16 protein-coding genes are annotated in these 19,565 nt (G+C 52.7%); 3 read left to right on the top strand and 13 right to left on the bottom strand.

Annotation, left to right across the window (positions count from 1 at the left end; genetic code table 11):
* Positions 1–172 precede the first annotated feature (172 nt).
* Complete coding sequence (locus HMPREF7215_RS06830) at positions 173–1,051, top strand: LysR family transcriptional regulator (RefSeq protein ID WP_009165016.1); 879 nt, start codon at positions 173–175, stop codon at positions 1,049–1,051.
* A gap of 383 nt (positions 1,052–1,434) precedes the next feature.
* Here the strand turns inward: HMPREF7215_RS06830 and HMPREF7215_RS06825 are convergent, their stop codons facing one another.
* The 5 genes from HMPREF7215_RS06825 to HMPREF7215_RS06805 all read right to left on the bottom strand — a co-directional run bounded on the left by HMPREF7215_RS06825 (position 1,435) and on the right by HMPREF7215_RS06805 (position 8,578).
* Positions 1,435–3,747 (bottom strand): hydratase, encoded by a 2,313-nt coding sequence (locus tag HMPREF7215_RS06825; protein WP_009165014.1) that lies wholly within the window; start codon positions 3,745–3,747, stop codon positions 1,435–1,437.
* 237 nt (positions 3,748–3,984) lie between these two features.
* Positions 3,985–5,343, bottom strand: a complete 1,359-nt coding sequence (locus HMPREF7215_RS06820) for an MmgE/PrpD family protein (RefSeq protein WP_009165012.1) — start codon at positions 5,341–5,343, stop codon at positions 3,985–3,987.
* A 24-nt stretch (positions 5,344–5,367) separates the two neighbouring features.
* Positions 5,368–5,874 carry a LeuD/DmdB family oxidoreductase small subunit gene (locus HMPREF7215_RS06815; protein WP_009165011.1) on the bottom strand — a complete coding sequence of 169 codons (507 nt, stop codon included), beginning with the start codon at positions 5,872–5,874 and terminating at the stop codon, positions 5,368–5,370.
* A 23-nt stretch (positions 5,875–5,897) separates the two neighbouring features.
* The gene (locus HMPREF7215_RS06810; protein WP_040550781.1) at positions 5,898–7,157 is read right to left on the bottom strand and encodes an aconitase/3-isopropylmalate dehydratase large subunit family protein; all 1,260 of its coding nucleotides are present in this window, start codon (positions 7,155–7,157) and stop codon (positions 5,898–5,900) included.
* 29 nt (positions 7,158–7,186) lie between these two features.
* Positions 7,187–8,578 carry an MmgE/PrpD family protein gene (locus tag HMPREF7215_RS06805; protein WP_009165009.1) on the bottom strand — a complete coding sequence of 464 codons (1,392 nt, stop codon included), beginning with the start codon at positions 8,576–8,578 and terminating at the stop codon, positions 7,187–7,189.
* A gap of 90 nt (positions 8,579–8,668) precedes the next feature.
* Between HMPREF7215_RS06805 and HMPREF7215_RS06800 the strand changes: the two genes are divergently transcribed.
* A complete protein-coding gene (locus HMPREF7215_RS06800; RefSeq protein ID WP_009165008.1) occupies positions 8,669–9,628 on the top strand; it encodes a LysR family transcriptional regulator in 960 nt (319 codons plus the stop codon).
* A gap of 2 nt (positions 9,629–9,630) precedes the next feature.
* Here the strand turns inward: HMPREF7215_RS06800 and HMPREF7215_RS06795 are convergent, their stop codons facing one another.
* From HMPREF7215_RS06795 to HMPREF7215_RS06765, 7 genes are all read right to left on the bottom strand, one after another.
* Entirely contained in the window at positions 9,631–11,508 is a 1,878-nt protein-coding gene (locus HMPREF7215_RS06795) for a TRAP transporter permease (RefSeq protein WP_009165007.1), read from the bottom strand.
* A gap of 123 nt (positions 11,509–11,631) precedes the next feature.
* Positions 11,632–13,152: a tripartite tricarboxylate transporter permease gene (locus HMPREF7215_RS06790; protein ID WP_009165006.1), complete on the bottom strand. Its 1,521-nt coding sequence runs from the start codon at positions 13,150–13,152 to the stop codon at positions 11,632–11,634.
* 80 nt (positions 13,153–13,232) lie between these two features.
* Positions 13,233–13,670 carry a tripartite tricarboxylate transporter TctB family protein gene (locus HMPREF7215_RS06785; protein ID WP_009165005.1) on the bottom strand — a complete coding sequence of 146 codons (438 nt, stop codon included), beginning with the start codon at positions 13,668–13,670 and terminating at the stop codon, positions 13,233–13,235.
* Between the two features lie 36 nt (positions 13,671–13,706).
* Positions 13,707–14,681: a tripartite tricarboxylate transporter substrate binding protein gene (locus HMPREF7215_RS06780; RefSeq protein WP_009165004.1), complete on the bottom strand. Its 975-nt coding sequence runs from the start codon at positions 14,679–14,681 to the stop codon at positions 13,707–13,709.
* 23 nt (positions 14,682–14,704) lie between these two features.
* A complete protein-coding gene (locus HMPREF7215_RS06775; RefSeq protein WP_009165003.1) occupies positions 14,705–15,886 on the bottom strand; it encodes a MalY/PatB family protein in 1,182 nt (393 codons plus the stop codon).
* A gap of 63 nt (positions 15,887–15,949) precedes the next feature.
* On the bottom strand, positions 15,950–16,939 hold the full coding sequence (locus tag HMPREF7215_RS06770) for a TAXI family TRAP transporter solute-binding subunit (protein WP_009165002.1): 990 nt from the start codon (positions 16,937–16,939) through the stop codon (positions 15,950–15,952).
* 32 nt (positions 16,940–16,971) lie between these two features.
* Positions 16,972–17,943: a TAXI family TRAP transporter solute-binding subunit gene (locus tag HMPREF7215_RS06765; protein WP_009165001.1), complete on the bottom strand. Its 972-nt coding sequence runs from the start codon at positions 17,941–17,943 to the stop codon at positions 16,972–16,974.
* Between the two features lie 205 nt (positions 17,944–18,148).
* On the opposite strand from HMPREF7215_RS06765, the gene HMPREF7215_RS12800 reads away from it, so the two are divergent.
* Positions 18,149–18,938, top strand: a protein-coding gene (locus HMPREF7215_RS12800; protein WP_156797469.1) for an IS5 family transposase whose coding sequence is annotated in 2 segments (ribosomal slippage) — positions 18,149–18,478 and positions 18,480–18,938 — 789 coding nt in all. Because the reading frame shifts where the segments join, the coding sequence is not laid out codon by codon here.
* Between the two features lie 156 nt (positions 18,939–19,094).
* On the opposite strand, the gene HMPREF7215_RS06755 is transcribed toward HMPREF7215_RS12800, so the two are convergent.
* Positions 19,095–19,517 carry an enolase C-terminal domain-like protein gene (locus HMPREF7215_RS06755; protein WP_269621697.1) on the bottom strand — a complete coding sequence of 141 codons (423 nt, stop codon included), beginning with the start codon at positions 19,515–19,517 and terminating at the stop codon, positions 19,095–19,097.
* Between the last annotated feature and the right edge of the window lie 48 nt (positions 19,518–19,565).

Below are 19,565 nucleotides of genomic sequence, written 5' to 3'. Positions count from 1 at the left end.
AACCGCGCCCCGAAAAACGAAATTTCGGGGCGCGGTTTTGTCGTTTTCGTCGCGGCCAACGCCCCGTGCAGAACGTCACGGCATGGGCGGCCTTTTTCAGATCCGCTTGGCGTGATAGCGCCGTTTGGGGGAAAGACTGCTACAATAAAGCGAAAAAGAGGAGGCGGGGCGCATGAACGAGAAGGATTGGACACTGCTGACGGCGCTGGCGGCGGAAAGAAATCTCACGCGCGCGGCGCAGAGGCTGTACGTCACCCAGCCGGCCGTGACGCGGCGCATCCAACAGATCGAGCAGGAGCTGAACTGCGCCATCGTCGTCCGTGGAGCGCGCGGCGTCGAGCTGAGCGCCGAAGGCGAAGCGCTGGCCCGTTACGCCGCCGAGGAACTGCAGCGTCTGCGGGAGCTGCGCGAATACATCGACAACCACGGCGCCGACGTGCGCGGCATGATCCGCCTGGCCTGCGCCAACGCCTACGCGCGCGCCTGCCTGCCGGGGATTCTCAAAGAATTCTCCGCCCGCTGCCGCGGCGCGGACGTCCACGTCGTCACCGGACACAGCGCCGCTCAGGCGCGCCGCCTGAGCGCGGGTGAAGTCCACGTGGCCATCGTGCGCGGACCGTTCGATTGGGGGGAAGAAAGTTTGCCTCTCGACGCCGATCCTTACTATTACGTCGTCAGCGCCGCGCCCGTCGAGCTGGAGCGTCTGCCCGAACTGCCGCAGATCCGCATCACCACCGACGCGCCTCTGGAAGCGGAACTGCACCGCTGGTGGACGGAGCGCTACCGCCGGCCGCCGCGCGTTTCCACCGTCGTCGACCGTTCCGACATCTGCGTGGAGATGGTACGGCGCGGGCTGGGCTACAGCCTGCTTTCCGGGCTCGACACACAGGGCTGCCCGGATCTGTTCCGCGAGCGTCTTCTCTTCGCTTCCGGCAAACGCGAACTGCGCCGCGACACGCGGGCTTACTGCCGCGCCGCTTCGCTGCAGCTTCGCGCCGTCAGAGCCTTCTGGGATTTTCTGCGCGAACGGAGCCAGCGGAGCGAAAATTGATTTTCCACCCCGCTGTGATATTTTGAAATCGCCGCGGCGCTTTCGCGGAAAGAAACGTCGCATCATTCGAGAGGGCTCGACCAAAAAACAACACGTTCCCCCAACGTTGCCGATCGGCAGCATTGGGGGAACTTGTTGTTTTCACAAAGTATCTCGTCCTGATGGAGATAGTTCAAAACCAACGGCGCCTAGAGAACAAAAACGACCGCCTTGAGTACGCGGGAGAACCATCCCATTTTGGTGTACTTTTTCATCGTAAAGCCAGCGGCGCCGTAAGCACAAGCAGGAGCCGGAGCAGCCATAGGCATGGTCTTCGAAAAGCCGAAGCTTTCAGAGATTATTTTATCCTCCGGAAGCTTCGGCTTTTATTTCCTCTGCTATGGCTACTTGTCGTTGCGATACGCGTTCATCAGGCAGCCGGCGAGGAGCATGTCCCGTTCGCCGCGCGTGACGCCGGGCAGCGACAGCGTCACGGGGAGGCGCGTGCCGCCGTCGAGCAGTTCGGCCTCGATCTCTGTGTTGTCGCCGCTCGCGAACGCCCTCACGCCGGGGATGAAAAGCCAGGCGCCGGTTTTGAACTTGGCGCGGTCTGCGTCGCCGACGATCCACGGGGCCATGCCCCAGTTGACGAGGTTGCTGCGGTAGCGTTTGGTGGCGTACTCGCGGGCCACGTTGGCCTGGCCGCCCAGCATTTTCTGGCTGCTGGCGGCCTGCTCGCGCGCCGAGCCGTCGCCTGGTTTGACGGCGCAGACGAGGCTGCCGAGGCCGACGCGCTCAGCTTCGATTCCGGCGAGGTCGAGCAGTTTTTTCAGCTCCGCGGGCATCTCGCCGCCGTTTTTCACCGCCGCGGCGCGCGCCTCTTCGAGCGCTTTCGCCCGCTTGGCCGCGGGCACGTAATTTGGATCTTTGCGCTGCAGCGTGAACTCGGCCAGCTTGAGCGGGTTGCTGCGCAGCGACGAGGTCTCGCCGGAGGGGATCAGCTCGTCGGTGGTGGTGACGGGATCGTCGATCACCGAGGCGACCAGCAGCAGCTGATTCTCCGGCAGCGGGGCGATCTCGGGCCAGGGCTTGATGTTGGGGCCGTAGCGGAGCTCCGTCTCCGGATGCGGACGGCCGAAACCGTTGTAGACGCGCTTGGCGTAGATTTCACCGTCGAAGACGTACGGCTCGTGCTCCGCGAGGCGGTCGGCGAACTCGAAAGCGCTGGTGAGCGTGCCGCCGTTGGCCGCCGTGGCGGCGATGCTGCGCGCGTCCATGAGCGCCACGGCCGACCATTGGCCGGCGTTGGGCTTGGAGCCTTCGCGGTTGGGGAAGTTGCGCGTCGTATGTCTGATGCTGAATCCCTGATTGCAGGGCGTCTCGCCGGCGCCGAAGCAGGGACCGCAGAAGGCCGGATAGTTGACCGCCCCGGCGTTAATGAGTTTTTGCATCCAGCCGCCGTTCATCAGCGCCTCGCCGACGGGCATGCTGGACGGATAGACGCTGAGGCCGAAAGCGCCGCAGCCGGTGCTGCCGCCGTCGAGGATCTGCGCTGCGGCGACGAGGTTCTCGAAGTTGCCGCCGGCGCAGCCGCAGATCACGCCCTGTTCGACGTGGAACGTTCCGCCGCGCAGCTTGCCGGTCAGGTCAATGTCCAACTCGGGATTGTCCATCAGTTCGCGCGCGTCCTGCTCGGCCTGACGCAGAATGTCGCCGGCGTTGGCCTTGAAGTCGGCGATGGTGTAAGCGTTGCTGGGATGGAACGGCACGGCGATCATCGGCTCGACGGCGCCGAGGTCGACGACGAGCGCGCCGTCGTAGCGGGCCGCCGCGTCGGGCTCGAGCGGGACGTAGTCCTGGGGACGGCCGTGGATGCGGAAAAATTCGGCGATCTTTTCGTCGGTGCGCCAGATCGACGTCCAGCAGGCCGTCTCCGTGGTCATCACGTCGACGCCGAGACGGAACTCGGCGCTCAAGCTGGAGACGCCGGGGCCGACGAACTCCATGACCTTGTTTTTCACGAAACCGCTTGCGAACACCGCGCCGATGACGGCCAGCGCCACGTCGTGAGGCCCGACGCCGGGACGGGGCGCGCCGGTCAGATAGACGGCGATCACGCCCGGCCAGGCGAAGTCGTAGGTGCGACCGAGGAGCTGCTTGACCATTTCCGGGCCGCCCTCGCCGACGGACAGCGTCCCCAGCGCGCCGTAGCGCGTATGGCTGTCGGTGCCGAGGATCATGCCGCCGCTTTTGGCCATCGCCTCGCGCATATACTGGTGGATCACGGCCAGGTGGCGGGGCACGAAAATGCCGCCGAACTTCCGCGCCGCCGTGAGGCCGAACATGTGGTCGTCCTCGTTGATCGTGCCGCCGACGGCGCAGAGGCTGTTGTGACAGTTGGTGAGCACATAGGGTACAGGGAACTTTTCCAGCCCGCAGGCGATGGCCGTCTGCAGCGCCGCCACGTAGGTGATGTCGTGGCTGGTCAGCGCGTCGAACTTCAGGTGCAGCAGCCCGTCGCCACGATCGGAATCGTGCGCGGCGACGATGCGGCGGGCCATCGTGCCCTCGCCTGACTGAGCGGGCAAAGATCCCTCGTGATGCTCCCCTTCTTCAGCTAATCTCGCTTTCAGTTCGTCGGCTGAAAGTTTTTCAGGCTCGGCAACCAGAACTTTTCCGTTAAAAAGAGTGACCGGCTTATCGATCAACGTAATCATAAAAAATCCCCCGCTTTCTTTTTTATGAAAGTTCGTTTCTCGTTTTATTTGATGGCACTATATCAACACCTCGCAATAAAATCAAATGAATGTTTTTAATGAAAATCCATACTGTTTTTGCATAATAGCTAAAAAATTTCAAACGATATATATTATAAAATATATAACAACTCCTTTAACAAGGACTTTACTTGTCATAAAAGCTGTTATTAATTCTTGTCTCTTCGATCAGTAATTTTACGAAAGATCGGGCAATTTCTCTAACGTTTCGATTTTGAGAATCTCAGCCATCAGTTTTTGAGCTTTTCCCAATGAGAAACTCTCAACCGCCAAGCCTATAAATTTGCCCTGCTCCTGTTCGGGCGACATCGGCGCCGCCTTGCTTCCTGACATATCGTCAATTTGCTGCGTCAAGACGCGGTCGTTTTTTAACGTAACCGTCATGCGGCTGCCCCAGCGTTTGGGGTACCGTTTTGTAAACAGCTTATCGGGAATGACCTTCATGTTCTCGGCAATCCGCTTAATCTGCGGATCTTCGAGCAAATCGCCCCGAAACTCGGCCTGCGTAACCTTGCCGCGCACAAAGGCCGTCGCGCAGGTATAAGCGATGCTGAATTTGGCTTCGACATAGCTTGAGGGATAATGAGCAAAGCCGCATTGCAGAACGCCCACGTCATAGGTTTCAACCAAAACGGAAGCAATCTGTTCCGGGTCGATATGATATTTTTCGCGGAGTATCAGCGCGGCGTCAATCGAGTGGTGCGTTGAGCGGCAGCACGGATAGGGCTTTTTGTCGATGTTCAAAATCTCGTAGTGCATTCCAAGTTCGGCATCGACTTTTAACATATCAAAGCGGTCCGTCACGGCCGCGTAAAAACCGCCGTCTTCCGCGTCAAGAATGTGTTCCGGCCCCGTCATGCCACCCTGCGCCAGCAGCGCGGAAGTCAAGCCGTTTACAGCGGCACGGGCGGGGCTCAGTTTTTTGCACGTCGCGCCCTCGGTCAAAAATGCCCAAAGGCCGGCCGACTGGCTTCCCGCCATTCCCAAAGCGCTCACCGTTTGATCTTCGCTAAGCTTTAACAGGCGAGCCGCAGCAGCAGCGGCACCAAACGTCCCGATCAGCCCCGTCGTATGCCAACCGCGTTTACGGTTGCTGACAACGTCCATGCCGAGCCCGATCCGGGCCATAGTTTCATAACCGACGATAACCGCTTCAAGGAATTCTTTTCCGCCGATTCCAAGAGCGTCGGCAAGAGTCCACGCTGTTGTCACAATAACCGCGCCGACGTGAGATTTTGACCCCGTATGGACATCGTCAAGCTCCAGCGCATGAGCCATAATCCCGTTCAGCAGCAACGCCGCCGTCGGCGTCATTTTTTCGCCGCGCCCCCACACGGAAGCGGTAACAGGAGCGGAAGTTCCGAACCATTTTTTAAAACGCTCGCACTCGCCAGGAATTTCTCCGTAATGAACCGCGCCGAGAGCCGCGCCCATGGAATCAAGAACGCAGTAATGTGCCGCGTTCACCACTGCTTCAGGCGCGTTCTCAAGGCAGAAGCTCAGAATAAAGCGCGCCAGATTCCTCAGCTCGTTCATGATCAAGCTCCTGAACGGATCGGATCAGATATCAAGTGAATTATATTTTTCGATATAATTCAGCAGGCCGTCCTCACTAACAATCTTGATCTCCTTGTCTGAAAGTGTAAACGGCATTTTAAAGCCCGGATCGTTTGGCTTCAGGATCACGCGGTTGGCGATGTCGACAAAAAGCTCCTCGCCGTCGGAGATTTTATCCGTATCGCACTCGATCAGGATCATGCCGTTATTGATCGCGTTGCGATAAAAAATGCGGCCGAACGACTTTGCCAGCACGGCGCCGACCCCGGCTTCCTTAATAATCAGCGGTGCGATCTCGCGGCTGGAACCGCAACCAAAGTTTTTATCGGCCACGATAAAATCGTCTTTTTTCACGTTTTTAATAAACTCAGGGCGCGTATCTTCAAGCAGGTGCTTTGCATACTCGGGCGGATTCGCTCTTAATGAAATCAAACGCCCGGGAGCGATTGAATCCGTGCTGACATTGCTGCCAAACTTCCACGCCTTGCCTTGAATGTGATCACGAATCATTTTATATTCTTCCTTTCAATTGGCTAGTCCATAACTTTGCGGGGATCGGTGATATGTCCGGTAAGGGCGGTCGCCGCTGCGGTCGCAGGGCTGGAAAGATAAATCCTCGCCGTGGGATTGCCCATTCTGCCCTTAAAGTTTCTGTTCTGAGTCGCCACAACCACTTCGCCGTCACTCGGAATTCCCTGATGAACGCCCATACACGGGCCACAATTCGGCGCCTCGATCATCGCGCCCGCCTCGGCAAGAGTCAAAAGCGTGCCGTCGCGCAGGCACTCATGATAAACATAGCGCGAGTTGGGGATCACAAGAAGGCGCACGCCTTTGGCGACCTTTTTGCCGCGAAGGATATCGGCGGCGATGTGCATATCTTCAATGCGCCCGTTCGTGCAGCTGCCGAGGTAAATCAGATTGACCTTCTCGTCCTCGCAGTTTTTCACAAGATCGACGTTTTCAACATAATGCGGCTTGGAAACCAGCGGTTCAAGCTTCGTCACGTCAATATCGATCACGCGCTCGTAATTCGCGTCATCATCGGCAACGATTTCGCGGTAATCTTCCTCACGGCCCATCTGGCGCAAAAATTCGCGCGTATGGTCATCTGTTTCCATGATCGCGTTTTTCGCGCCAAGGTCAACGCCCATGCTCGTGATCGTAAGGCGCGCTTCCTGCGAAAGAGAGTGGATCGTATCGCCGCGGAACTCCAGCGATTTATAAATCGCCTGATCAGATTTAATGATGCTTGCGAGCTTCAGCATAATGTCTTTAGAATAAACGGCCTTGGGAAGTTTTCCCGTCACGTTAACGCGGAACGTTGCCGGAACCCTGATCCACGTTTTGCCGAAACGAGTCACCGCGACCATGTCCGTTGAACCGCAGCCCGTCGCAAAGCAACCGAACGCGCCGTGAACCGTCGTATGCGAATCGCCGATAATGCATACTGTGCCGCATTTCAGGTACGATTCATACACGTGAGCGTGAACGTGCCCCGTGGCTCCCTCTTCCCAGAAGCAATGATGAGAATTCGCGTATTCGCGGCACAGCGCGTGCTCGTTTGCAACTTCGCGCGTCGACTCAGGGCCGAACTCGTTCGCAAAAAGAACTTTTCTGGGATCAAAAACCGGGTCTTTATCGTATCCTCTCTCCTTCATCAGACGGACAAGCAGAGGCCCCGAGCCGTCATGAAGCGCGGCAAAGTTTACGTCTACAACAACGGTTTCGCCCGCTTTAACGGATCTGCCCACATTTTCGCTTAAAATCTTTTCAACAAGAGTCTGTCCCATGTTCTCCTCCATAAATTAGACTAAACTTTTTATTCCGACTGCGAACTCACAAAACACTGAATAAGTTCTTCCGCATTTGAAAGCTTATCGAAATCTTTGATTTTATTGACTAATACCTGAATCTCATTTTTGGTGTAAAATGGAATTAGATTGCTATTGAATTTAGCAATAACGTTCTCAATTTTTATAGGATTCTGCAGCGTCCCCAATTCATACCGCTGATCCTTGACATATTCATGCCCGTCTTTTGTCACGACCTTGAGCCAGCCGGGGAACCGGCCGGGATTGCGCTTGCTCTCATCGGGCACGCATTGAATCCGCGACATCAGATCGAGAACTGCGGGGTCTTTCGCGTACTTCATATTGACCTCCCACGGGCCGACCGCGCCTTTGATCGCCGCGATCGCCACGACGTACGGCAGGCTGAAGCGCATCATATAATCGCTCTGCGGATGAATCTTCGCCTCGCGCGGATCGCACACGATCTTGTAGCAGCGGTTTTCAATGCGGCACTCGGCTGACTGAATATCATCGGCCGTAAATCCGTATTCCTTCTGAAGAGCAAGCATACAATCGATAAATGAATGGGTCATGTGGCATACAGGGTACATCTTAAACGCGATCTCGGGCGTATGCCAAACTTTTCCGATGTCCCTAAATTCTTCCTGAAGGCCGTCGATGTCGCCCACGTGTGTTTTCCACATTCCGAACTTGCCTTCAAAAACCCTTTTCGGGCCAACATACCCGTGCCTGGCCATCAGAAGCGCATAAATCGCGCTGTGAGCCCCCCAGCCCGGATGGATCTTTTTCGTCCACGAACCGTCGTTCAAAAACTCCTGAAGGGCCGCCGACTGGCTTCCGCAAATGCCCAGCGCGTTGACCAGAGTTTCTTTGGAAAACCCCATCAGCTTTGCTGCAACGCACGCTGCGGCAAACGGCGCGACGATCCCCGTTCCGTGATAGCCGACATCGTGGAATCTCCCTTTTGCAGCCAAACCGAGGCGAACAATTATCTCCCAGCCCGCTACAATTGCCGTCATCATATCGCGCCCGGAGGCGTTCACATGCTCGCCCACGGTCACTGCCGTGCTCGTCACGGCGGCGCTCGGGTGCACAATAGCGGCCACATGCGTATCGTCGTAATCCGCGCCGTGAATCAGCGAAGAATTATACAGAGCCACGTCGGCAAGCGAAGCCTTGTCCCTTCCGCCCCACAAAGTGCAGACAGCCGGGGACTTCAGCTCAAGCAGAGCGTTCTTCACCGCCTCGGCATGAGGCAGCTTTTGGCACGACATCGCGACTCCGAATGTATCCATCAGGAGCATTTTTCCATAATCAATCACATTCAGGGGAATCTGCTCATACATAAGGCTTAAAGCAAATTCCGCCATTTGTTCTGATATTGTCAAATTTTCTGCCATCATAAGGCTCCTTTTTCAGCACATCAAAAAATCATTTAACGTTCACGGCAAGGGGGAAACGTTCCGTCTCGGCAGAGGGGAACAGGACACATGGAGCTTAACCTGCGCGAAATCAATTACGTTCTCTCGATCAAAAGCGAAGGCAGCGTCACCAAGGCGGCCCGCGCCCTGCACATTGCGCAGCCCTCGCTCACTCAATCGTTGAAAAAAATCGAAAAACGCCTCGGCGTGCCCTTATTTGACCGCTCTTCCGGCTCCATGCGCCTCACCTATGCAGGTGAACGCTTCGTCGCCGCCGGGCTCAAAATCCTTCAGATCTCGCGAGACCTTGAAAACGAAATCCAAGACATCTTAAAAAACGACGCAGGGCGCATCCTCTTAGGGATCACGCTGTACCTCGGATCGTACATGTTTACCCGCATCAAAAAGATTTACTCGCGGCTTCACCCCAATGTCGAACTTCAAGTTCTTGAAAGAACCTCGGCCGAACTTGAATGCCTCGTCTTATCGGGCGAACTCGACACGGCCATTCTCCCCTTTACGGGGACCGCCATTCAGGGACTCGCCTACGAACCTCTTTTTAAAGGGCAGGTGCTTCTCATGATGCAGAAAGGGCACCATCTTGAAAAATTCTTCTACAAAAAAGACGGCGCCCCCCTGCCGCACATCGACATCAAACTTTTAGGAAAAGAACCTTTCATTGAAAGCGCCGAAGGCCAGCGAATGAATCAGGTCGCGGAAAAAATCTTTGAAACCGCCGGGATCAACCCGCCGATAGTCTTCAAATCCCGAAGCATCGAAACTATCAAACGTATGGCCTCCGCCGGAATAGGCCTCGCCTTGCTGCCCGACTATTACCGAAACTTCATCGATAATCACACGAAGGCTTCTTATTGCCTGCTGGACAAACAATACATCCCAGACTGGCACGTCTGCGTCGTTCATCAGGATCAGAAGCCTCTTTCTCCAATCCTCAAGGAATTCATAAAAATCCTGAAAGCGGAATTTTTACACTTTCCGGAAAACTATTCTTCCATTAGGACTGAATAACGTCACGCTGCAACGGCTTTCTTACTCAGAGTCTTTTCAACAAAATACAGGACAACTCCGATTACAAGGCCAATCACCGAACTGATAGTTTCAGGCGCAATCAGCATTACACCGGCAACAATCCAAATGACGCGGCGCAAAACTGATACGCGAGAGAGGAAATATCCCTGAAGGCCGACCGTCATGCAAAATACGCCGGCAACGCAGAAAAAAACGGCAAGTCCAATCTGCCACAAAGAGCCGATCATTACGAGCGCGGGCTGGAAAACCATGCAGAATGCGATTAAGAACGCAGGCAGCCCCATCCACCATGCGGCGTACCCAATGCGCGCCGACGAAGCTTTTGCAATCGGGGCGGCAGCAAATGCGGCCATAGCCACAGGCGGAGTAATCGCCGACATCGATCCAAAGAACAGAACGAACAGATGCGCCGCAACGGGAGGCACACCTAAAGAGACAATAGCAGGCGCTCCGAGGATCGCCAGGATAATGTAGCAAGCTGACGCGGGAAGACCCATCCCCATAATGATGGAACACAGCATAACAAGGATCAGCAAAAGCCACAGTCTCCCACCCGCAAGAGCAACAAGAATATTCGCGAGTTTAAGAATTAAGCCCGAGGTCTGAAGAGCAAGCAGAATCAGTCCGGCGCAAGAGCACGCCATAATTACCGTCATAGAACTGCGAGCTGTTTTTACAAGGATTGTAAGCCAATCTTTAGCAAGAACTTTCCGCAGTTTTTTCTTTGTAAGAGACAGAACGATCAGCAAACAGCAGCAGTAGAAACAAGCCTTATCAGCCGGATACTGAAGAGCTCCCAATACATAAACCAGAAGGACAAGCGGTGTAATGTAAATGAAGCCGCCTTTTTTTATAACATCCTTAAACTTGGGGATCTCATTCTCAGGCAGCCCACGCATATTTAGCGATGCCGCGCGAAAATCCACGCAGAGATAAAGCGCTAGATAATAGAGAATCGCGGGAATTGCGGCTGCTTTGCAGACATCCCAATAAGGAATTCCCAGAATATCAGCCATAATGAATGCAGCCGCACCCATGACAGGAGGCATGATAAGGCCGCCGGTTGAAGCCACTGCAGAGACGGCTCCTGCAAAAACGGGAGTATATCCGACTTCCTGCATCAAGGGAATCGTTATCGTTCCGGTTGCAACGACGTTAGCCACGGCGCTGCCGCTGATAGATCCAAATAAAGCGCTGCCGAAAATGGAAACTTTCGCGGGACCGCCTCTCACTCTGCCAAATCCGCTATTCGCCAAGTCGAGGAAGAACGCTCCTCCGCCTAAAGAGTCAAGCAGTTGCCCAAACAGAAGGAAAATAAAAACCTGATTTGTAGAAACTCCTAAAATGCTGCTGAAAATTCCTTCCGTTCCCATATATCCCATTGAAATTAACTGAGAAAACCTTACACCAGGATGACGGAACATTGCGATGGGAACGTGCTTTCCAAAATAGGCATAGGCAAGGAAAAAAATCGCTATTAATGGCATCGCAATCCCTGTGACCTTACAGGTTCCAAAGAGAACTAACAAAATAAGCGTCGTTCCAAAAACAAAGTCTTCCGTCTCAGGGAAGGTTAAACGCATTGGCTCCGCCATATCAAGCCACTGCCACGTTACGTTAAAGCACGCTACAAGAGACACAACAGCAAGAATTATCCCAAGCAATAAAGCCAAATCTTGATGCTCAGGTTTCTTTGCCTTCGATTTTACAAGAAAAACAAGAGCCAGTCCTAAGCCAAGATGAATGCTTCTTTGCTGCATACCCGGAAAGGGCATTGTAGCAGCCGTATAAATCTGAAATAGAGTTAGAATCGCACCTACAAGGAGAATCAGCTTATCGCTCAATTTCTTTAATGACATGTCACTCGCCTCCTTGTTTCCTTATTCATCTTTTACGCTTGACATAAAAGCGGGCAAAAACGATCGTTGCCGTTTTATTAAAACAACTTTTCTGCCCGCTTAATTACATTTTCTTCTGCGCTTCTACGCCGCCTTGCGCTGTTTGAAGAACTCTCTCGTCCTCTGCACAAGCGGCCAGATCAGGAAAACAGCGGAGAGGATCAGCAGGATCAGGCTGATCGGACGCTTGATGAACACTGCCAGCGAACCGTCGGCGTAAACCATGCTCGACATCCAGTTGTTCTCCATCATGCTCCCGAGGATCGTTGAAAGGATCAGCGGCGCTTGGGGCAGGCCGAACTTCCAGAACAGATAACCGATCACGCCGAAGAAGATCATGACGCCGATATGGAACGGGTTGTTCTGATACGCAAACGCTCCCGTGACGCACAGAACAAGGACGCCGGCGGCAAGAATCTGCGGATTCAGCTTTAAAACCTTCGTCGCGACGTGTTTGCAGAACTGAAGGCTCATCGGCAACATGATAAGGTTTGCAAGAATGAAGCCTACGATGATCATGTAGCCCATGTCGGCGTGTTCGCCAAAAAGCTCCGGTCCCGTTTGAAGCCCCTGAATCGTTAAAGCGCCAAGGAACAGCGCTGAGGTTCCGTTGCCGGGAATTCCCAGAGAAAGCAGAGGCACCATCGAGCTGGCCACGACGGCGTTATTCGCCGATTCGGGAGCCGCGACGCCTTCAGGCACGCCGGTGCCAAACGCAAGGTCGGGGCGCGATTTTTTCGCCTGATCATAGGCAAGGAAAATCGCCATCGTCATTCCGGCCCCGGGAATGACGCCGAGGATATTCCCGATCGCGCTTGACCTGAGCCACGTAGGGAACAGGCGTTTGCACATTGCCCATGAAGGAACCGCGATCTTATCGTCTGTCACCGATTTTGCGGCTTCCGAAGCGATCGCCGCTTCGGACTTCCCTTTGCCGACGGCATCGCAGATCTTCAGGATCGAGAAAATTCCAAACAGCCCGATCATTCTGGGGATCAAAGGAATCCCGTCAAGCAGCGACGCATAGCCGAACGTATACCGGTCAAGCCCTGTCATGGGGCTCATGCCGATGCAGGCAAGCCCAAGGCCCAGCATCATCGACAGGAAGTTTTTCGCGATGTCTTTGCCCGCCATGCCGATAACGGTGCTCATGCCGAGAATGGCCAGCATAAAATATTCGGGAGGCCCAAAACGCAGCGCGAATGAGGCAAGGATCGGGGCAAAAAGCAGAAGGACAATGGCGGAGCTGATTCCGCCAAAGAACGAGCTGAACATGCAAAGGCTTAAAGCCCGTTTGCTGTATCCCTTCAGCGTCATCGGATACCCGTCCCATGCCGTTACCATGGCGGAGGCCGTGCCGGGAATCTCAAGCAGAACGGCGGGGATTGAACCGCCGCAGGCCGAAGCCGTATAAATGCCGACTAAAAGCGACAGGGCGACATGGGGATCCATGCCGAACGTTATCGGGATCAAAACGGCGATGGTAATGCTGTCGTTTAATCCCGGCAGAGCGCCGACAACCAATCCGAGTGCAGTTCCTCCGATAAGAGCGAGGAGCACGAGCGGATTAAAAAACTGTTCTAACCCGAGCATTATGTTTTCCATAAAATTTCTCCCTTACAGTTCAAGCCATGCTGGGATGCGCATTAAGAGAAGGGTTCGGGCGCAAGGCCCGAAACCTTTTTTTAAAATTCAAAGAAAAGCATTGGCAGCGGAACATTCAAAAGAACCTTGAACACGAAGAAGACCACTGCAGTAATGCTCACAGCCGAGATGAAGACAACGCCCCATCTTCTGTAGCCCAGCGTCACCATCGTGTAAATCGCGAGTACTGTCGTATCGATCACATAACCTATTTTTTTAAGCATGAACACATAAAGCGACATGACCGCGACGGCTTCGATAACCTTCCACACGTTGCTGTTTTTGAATTTATTCACATGCTCAGATTTCGTAAGATCGAAATAAAGCTGAAACAGCGCGACAATTAACTGAAAGCCGCCCACCATCAAGGGGAACGTTCCTTCTTCAGAGCCCATCTGATAAGCAGTGACTATGATCCAAATGCTGAAGATCACAAAGAAAACAGGCATTATGAGGTTGATTGCTTTTTCCTTGCTCAAAAAAAATTCCCCCTCTGAACAGCCCAGCTTTCGGTTTTACTGTTTCTTGGTCAGCACGGGCTTTAAAGCTTTGATCCCGTCGGCCGTAAAGCTGATATAAGCCTGATATTCAGCGGGGCTCTGAACACCGGAGACCATTCCCGCTTTATCCATCATATCAACGTACTCCTGCGAAGAAGCGACTTTGCGGAACTCTTCAACAAGATACTGATAAATGCCATCGGGAACGTCTTTTCTGCACGCGATGCCTCTGTTAGCGCCGTCGATCCAGTCCTTATAGCCTTGCTCAAGGAACGTAGGCACATCGGGAATCGACTTTTCGCGTTCGGCGGCCATAACGCCGATTCCGCGAACCTTGCCGCTGCGGATGGCGCTGGCAGCCTCGGAAACCGTCATATACGACACGTCGCAATGGCCGCCCATGAGCTGAGCCATCTGCATGGCCGCGCTGTTGCTGTGAATATAGGCGAACTTAAGGTTCATCAGACGGGCCATATTCAATGCGCGAACGTGATGCCCCGAAGAATGGCCGGGCGTGGCGACTTTAATGGTTTGGGTCTTCGCGGCCTCAAGAAGCTCATTCAGGTTGTGATAGGGCGAATCCACGGGGACGGCAAGAAGCTCGGCGTCAGGATTGCAGCCGATGATCGGCTTAAAATCCTCATACGAATACTTCACGTTTTTCAGCAGAGAATTGTTAATACAGGAACTCGTATACAACATCACGGTGTAACCGTCAGGCTCGGCCGTTTTAGCCACATAGGTTTGGCCAATAACGCCGCCGCCGCCCCCCATGTTCTCAACGATCAGCGAGCGCCCGTCAAAATACTTTTTACCGGCGGCCGTCGAAAGAATGCGGGCCATGGTGTCGGTTCCGCCGCCGGCCGAGAACGGAACAACGATTCTGATGTCCTTTTGGGGGAACCCAGAGGACGTGGCAGCCACGGCGGCTGTCGCAACAAGGGCGCCAAGAAGCATTCCGAACAACGGTTTCACAGCAAACTTTTTCATAACAAAAGCCTCCCTATAAAATGTTAACGGAACAGTCTTTGATACTCAGCGTAAATCTGGCCCAGCCCTTTTTCAAGAGTAATGCGGGGGCAGCCAAAGTTCAGGCGCACAAATTTTTTGCACTCGGGTCCGAATGAATCGCCGCGGTTAATGGCAACCTTGCAGCGGTTAATGAAGAAATCCGCCAGCGCATCGCCCTCCATGCCCGTTCCAGAGCAATCAAGCCAGGCAAGATACGTTGCCTCGGGATGCACCATTCTGATTTTGGGCATTTTTTCTTTTAAGAATTCCTCAATGTACAACACGTTGCCTTCGAGGTAAGCCAAGAGCTGTTCAAGGTAATCATCGCACTCGGTGTAAGCCACAATGTACGCCGGAAGGGCAAAAATGTTCTGCTGGATCGCGCGGTTTCTCTTAAACTGCTTTTCCAGCTTAGCGCGAATTTCAGGATTGGGAACGACGATCCCCGAGCCTCTTAATCCGGCGGTGTTAAAGGTTTTTGACGGCGCATAGCATGTAACCGTCATTTCCCCATAGCGCTTATCGAGAGAAGCCAGAGGTGTATGCTTATGCCCGAACAGGATAAGATCAGAATGAATTTCGTCGCTGACAAGGATAATGTGATGTTTGAGGCAGATTTCAGCGACTTTTTTCAGTTCTTCAACGGTCCACACGCGCCCTGCTGGATTATGAGGGTTGCAGAAGAACATGAGTTTTGCCTTGGGGCTTGACGCGCGGCGCTCCAGATCGTCAAAATCAATCTCATAGCGGCCGTTCTTATACAGGAGCCCGTTATCGCTGATGACGCGGCCCGTATCGCGCACGGCGTTTGCAAACTGCGGATACACCGGCTGCTGAATGACGATTTCATCGCCCGGCTCGGAATAAATCTGCGCCATCGTATTCATCACGGGCACAACGCCGGCGGCAAACACAAGCCATTCGGGCTGAATCTCCCAGCCGTGGCGCCTTTTAACCCAGTCTACGGTAACTTTCTGGAACTCGGGAACTACGAACGTGTAGCCATAAATGGGATGCTGAGCGCGCTTCACGACCGCGTCGACAACAGGCTGCGGAGCCTGAAAATCCGTATCCGCCACCCACATGGGCAGCGCGTCGGGATTCCCCACGCGGGGACCGACGTTATCCCATTTGGAACTCTGCGTTCCCCTGCGCTCGATTACTTTGTCAAAATCATATTTCATGTGCAGAAATCCGCTCCTCTTAATTTTTTTACAGAAAACTATTCCTTTTTAAAGAACAGGAAACTATTTAATATAGCCTTTTTCTCTAAAATAACGCTCTGTTCCGGGATGAAGCGGCGCAATCTGTGTGTCAATCGTATTACGCGCCGTAGCGCCTTTTACGCCGGCGAAAATCGTCGTCCATTCGTTATAATTCTCATCCAACGTTTTTGCGATTTCATAAGCAACTTCTTCCGGGAAATCTTCGGTAACGACCAACGCATACGGACTGCCGATGCTGTGATAATCTTCCGTCTGGCCAATATAAGTTCCTGCAGGACGAACGGCAGGCGAAAGGTATGAATCAGTTTTCAGGAAAAGTTCCTTTTGTTCCTGACTGAATTCAATAAACCGAGCGCCGCCGCGCATGGCAAAAATTTCAGTCACAGCGACGTGCGGATCGCACGCGCAAATCCAAAGAGAGTTAATATTGCCTGTTTTTAAAGCATCCATGCTCTCGGAAGGGGTTAAATATTGGAGATTGTAATATCCGTTATCGCGCCCCATCGCTTTAAGCAGATCGGCAACCAAAAGCTGACCTGAATTGCCCTTATTGCAGATAGAGACTTTTTTGCCTTTCAGGTCCTCAATCGTTTTATAGGGCGATCCGGCAGCGACGATAACGCTTAATGTGCTGTTGGGAGAACCATATAATGTACGCAGTTGGGGGCAAGGCTTGATTTCTCCTGAGCCATGATAGTACTTATCAATGTATGCCGCTGATGCAACACCAACCGGCAATTCTCCGGCTGCAACGCGAACCAGATTTTCGCCGCCGCCCGTAGTAATCTGCGGCGTCACGTTGATATTGGGATTTTTATCGCTGATCAACTTTGCGGCTGACGACACGTACATGTACGTCCATCCGCCGGTAGTTGTTGCCCCCATCATGATTTCGGCAACGCCATTAACCACGGGAATATTCTTCGATCCTTTAAATTCCATTGCGTTCGCCGAAGAGGCAGCGGTAAGCGCGATGCCTAAGACTGCGGCCATTTTCTTGAAGGATTTCATTTTTCTCCCCCTCTCATTCTTTCAATAATGCCTTACTTCAGCAGACCCTTCTCTTTAGCGTATTTCACAACGCCGGGGTGAAGCGGTGCATAGGCATTCTTAACAGTCGCTTCAAGAGTGGAGCCTTTTACGTTAGCAGCGATATTAACCCATTCGTCATAGTTCCCATCAAGGACTTTCGCGATCTGATAAGCAAGATCCTCGGGAAAATCTTCAGTAACGACAAGCACATACGGGCTACCCACGCTGCGAAGATCTTTTGTCTGGCCTTTATACGTTCCGGCAGGGCGAACTGCGGGCCTCAGATACGGAATCGCCTTTAAAAGGGTATCAATGACTTCGGGTTCAAAATCAAGGAAACGGGCTCCGCCGGGCATATTGAAAACTTCAGTCATAGCGGTATGAGGATCGGAAGTATTTGTGAAGAATCCGTCAATATTATGCGTTCTCATCGCGTCAAGACTCTCGTTCATCGTCAGGAACTGGAGCTTATAATAATTGCCGTCCTTTCCCAAGGCTTTCAAGAACGCAGAAATAGAATCATACGCCGAACCGCCTTTGTTTCCGATAGAAACCTTCTTGCCTTCAAGATCATTGATTGACTGATACGGAGAATCTTTATGCACAATCGCGCTGAAAATTGTCGACTTTGAGACCCAGACAGTTCTTAAGTTTTTATGAGCTTTAATTTTAGTTCCGGGAACGCCATCATAGAAAGATTGGATAATATTGCTTCCAACAACGCCCATTGGCATTTCTCCGGCAACGATGCGGATAATGTTTTCGTTTCCACCAGTAGTAATTTGTGCGGTTATATTTACAGAAGGAACATATTTGTTAATGATCTGCGCTGCGGCGGCTCCCCAGATATACGTGAATCCGCCGGTCGTCGCGGTTCCCATCATGAGTTCCTGTTTTTCCGCCGCTCCTGCATTTCCTCCCAAAGAGAACGTCGAAGCAGCCATCAGGCACGCAGCAAACAGACGCTTTCTCATTTTCTTCATCGTTTTCTCCTCCTGTTATTAAACAAAAATAAAAGTCAACGCAATTTCTCTATACTTAATTTTTAGCGTTAAAATACAGTTTTTAGGTTTGATTGTCCAATACTAAAAAGATAATATCAAAGATAGAGAAAACCTATCTTTGATCAGGCCTTGTCAAAGAAACGCCAAAATTGCCTAAATTGATCCAATCACTTAAACTTTTCTTATGGAAGAGAGAAGATATGAACTGACCTCCAGCGAATGGAATCGAATCAAGAGAATGCTGTCGCCCGAACACCCGAAATCAGGTCAACGTGGACGCCCGGCAAAATACGATAACCGCAGGATCATCAATGGGATTCTGTGGCTTGCCGGAAGTGGAGCGCCATGGAGAGAACTTCCGGAGCGTTACGGCAAATGGCAGGCAGCCTCCGCACGTTTCAGGCTGTGGAAACAGCGGGGAATATTCGAGGCGATCTTTGCTGCGTTAAGCGCCGATGCCGACATGGAAAATCTCTCTATTGATTTCACGTCCCGCAAAGTACATCAAAGTGCCAACGGGAGAGGAAAAACCCCGGAAGGGGGAAAAAAGGGCTCAAGCGATTGGCATGTCCAGAGGCGGCAAGAATACGAAAATTCACGCGATAAGAGATGGTTTAGGCAATCCGCTGGCGTTCCTGTTCAGTCCCGGCAATGACCATGATTCCCGCCATGCCGTGTCCCTGCTCGGACAAGCGGAAATCAGAGGGAGCAACGTCATCGGCGATAAGGCTTACGGTTCGCAAGCCATCAGAGAGTACATTACTTCTCGGGAGGGAAGTTACACTATCCCTCCGCAGAGCGATAATCCCGAACCGTGGTTTATAGATGAGCATGTTTACAAGGAACGGCACTTGGTCGAATGTTTCTTTCAGAAAATCAAATGGTTCCGTAGAATTTTCACCCGCTACGACAAACGTGACGCTTCGTTTTTCGCTTTTGTTCTTGTCGCTGCCAGTGTTATTTTATTGGAATAGCGCAAGCTAAAATATTTTTAAATAGTTCCCAGTTCGGTTAAACAAATCATTCTCGCTCTTTTATAAAAAAATTACGCCGTTTGTTATACTTAGCATAACAAACGGCGTGTTTTTATCCAACTATTTTGAATCAAAGAAGATGGAGCCTTTTGAGTTTTACAAACCTCTCCAGAACTCGTCAACGCAATCATGCATTAGGGCGGTATCAATCGCGTGCTGTGAAAGTTCCTGACCGATTCCGGGAATATTAGGAATTTCATAGCGGCCGTTCTCCGGCTGATAATCATACTTACACAGAACGGTCAGCGCCGGCTGAGTACTGCGGAAATGATGTTCGTGAATGCAGAAATTTGGGATCGCTGCTTCAAGTTGAAGCGCCGCCGCCGTAGAAATGGGAGAACCTGCGCAGTGGGCCTGAACCGTTGCGTCAAAAACCGCCGCCATATCGCAGATCTTCTTCCCTTCCGTTAAGCCGCCGCAGTTGCAGATGTCAGGCTGAATAAGCTGAACAGCATCCTGCTTGAAGAAATTGTAAAATCCCCATGTGCAAAAAATGTGCTCACCTGATGCAACCTGGATTCCCGGAACACATCACTAGGCTTCGCAACCAGTAGAAATATCCGGAAT

It is taken from the genome of Pyramidobacter piscolens W5455 (assembly GCF_000177335.1).
GTDB classification, from domain to species: Bacteria; Synergistota; Synergistia; order Synergistales; family Dethiosulfovibrionaceae; genus Pyramidobacter; species Pyramidobacter piscolens.
This window is presented reverse-complemented; position numbering and strand designations above follow the sequence as displayed.